The sequence below is a fragment of the Verminephrobacter aporrectodeae subsp. tuberculatae At4 genome, from assembly GCF_000193225.1.
Taxonomy (GTDB): Bacteria; Pseudomonadota; Gammaproteobacteria; order Burkholderiales; family Burkholderiaceae_C; genus Acidovorax; species Acidovorax aporrectodeae.
Genome location: NZ_AFAL01001031.1, coordinates 1 through 2,056, shown reverse-complemented (window position 1 = coordinate 2,056; position 2,056 = coordinate 1). Strand labels below are relative to the sequence as shown.

Here is a 2,056-nt window from a genome sequence, read left to right as displayed (position 1 = left end):
ACGGCGCGGCTCAGCGTGAGCGTGACGGTCTTGGCCGCCCCGTTCACCACGGCGCTGTTCACGGTGATGGCCGCCGTGCCCGCGGCGCTGCTCACCGCAAAGCCGGCGTTGCCCGCGAGGGCTGCCGCGTCCAGGGTGTTGGCCTCGGTGTACGTGAGCACCAGCTGGTTGCCGTTGACCGTGGCGCTGGTCAGGACAGGTCTGGTGTGGTCAACGGAGTAACTGGCGGTGGAGACTGAGGACGTATTCGGACTCGGGTTACCCGCCAGGTCAGTCACGCTGTCTGCGTGCAAATAGAAACCAGCTTGACCCTCGCTGTCAGGGTCCGGGGTCAGTCTGAATGTCCAAGTCTGACGGTCATCGGTGTTGACCAAATCGCTCATGGTGGCAGTCCAGTAAGTGTTATCCGCCCTCCTGTTCATCCTGATGTCATCGAGCGTGAAGCCGGTGACTTTTTCGTTGAAGTGGACGGTGACCGTAGCGACTTCTCCGATTCCCAGATTCGTGTCGCTCATCGTGAAATCGGCGTAGGCCTTCAGGACGTCGATTGCGTAGGTGTTGCTCGATTCCACACGGTCTGTCGTGGCCTGGATGCCATCGCGATCGGTCACGCCGGCCAGGTTCACGGTGATTTTGTTGCCCTGCACGTTATCGGTGCTAGACATACCCGGGGCCGTCAATGTGGCGGTCCAGACCGCGCTATAGCCGTTGGCGTCGGGGTTTTGGGCGACCGGAGCGGACAGCGTGCCCCTGACCCCGGGCGCGGGCAACTGCAGGCTTGCGCTGCTCAAACCCTTGACCGGTTCGGAGAAGGTGAGGGTGACGACGCTCGTCGTCGAGGCCAGACTCAGCATGCTGTTGCTGAACGTGATGGCATCCGCGGCCAGCGAGGGGGGCAGGGTGCTGACGGTGTAGCTGCTGCTGTAGACGGGGTTGCTTCCTCTTGAGGAGTCCTGTCCCGCGTTGCCATGCAGGTCGCGCACCTGGCTGACGTTCAGGCCGATCCTGCAACCCTCGGCGTTTGCCGTGTTGGCAGCGGGTGTGAAGATGGCGATCCAGGTGTTGCCGCCTTCGATGTAGAAGCCGTCCAGCGTGCCATGGGCATTGGAGAGGTCGATGGCTGCCCTGACGCTTTCGACGGTGACGATCTCGCTGAAAGCGAACCTGACCCTGGTGGTTTCGCCGGCTTTGAGGTTGGTGTCGTCGAGCGTGATGCTCCTGACCCGGGGGTTGAGGGTATCGATGGAGATCCAATTGGATTGGAAGGTCCCTGAGCCCCAATAGCCGGACGGATCCTCCACATTGGCAAGGTTTATGGAGATGCGGCCGGTAATTTCCACGTCGTCATTCACACTCAGTGTGGCCCAGTAGTGACGGGGATCTCTGGAGTCCTTGGTCAACCCGCTCAAGTGGGTACCGGTCGGCGTCGTACAGTCGTCGGCGAGTTTGAAACTCGACTCGTACGGCGTTTCGTTGAACCAGAAATCCACGAGGGTCCATTCACCCTTGTGCAGCTTGGATTTGACGGACTGAATGCGGACGGAAGTAATAGCCATGGCGTTTCCTTAAGCGGTGGGTATGCCATTGCGGGCTTGGTGCAGCCCCTGCTACAGGGCGGGTCCCAAGCAAAACAGCAACGGCGATGGGGGAAATGTAACTTTGGTGGCGCATATTTGAACACATGCTGACGTTTTATTTGTCAATTTCTCAGGCTGCCCCGGCGCACTGCCGATGGATCCTTGTGCAGAGCGCGGCGCAGGCGGTGATCTCATCTGCCCGCCCCTTTTGGCGCGGCCACCGGCTCGCTGCGACCCCTCTCCGTGCCCTGCGCGTTCCGGCGCCCGTGCGCGCGACGGACCGGTTTCCTTGGCTTGTTCGCGTGAAATAAACGCGGATTTTTCAGTCCGTGCAAACCAGGGTGTGCGCGGTGCGCGCGCTGGAACCCGGCCGGCTCGTTCAGGCGGCCACGTCCGCCATGCAGGCGAATGCGGCGCTGCCTGCCAGCACCATCGGGCTCAAGCCGTCTGGGCCCTGCGCTGCGCCGTCAGAGCCAGAA

1 protein-coding gene is annotated in these 2,056 nt (G+C 61.7%); it reads right to left on the bottom strand.

The genetic code is table 11. The features are described 5' to 3' along the window. Window positions 1–1,556, bottom strand: a 1,556-nt coding sequence (locus VTU_RS30345) for an Ig-like domain-containing protein (RefSeq protein WP_010110575.1), incomplete at its 3' end; no start/stop codon positions are given. Window positions 1,557–2,056 lie beyond the last annotated feature (500 nt).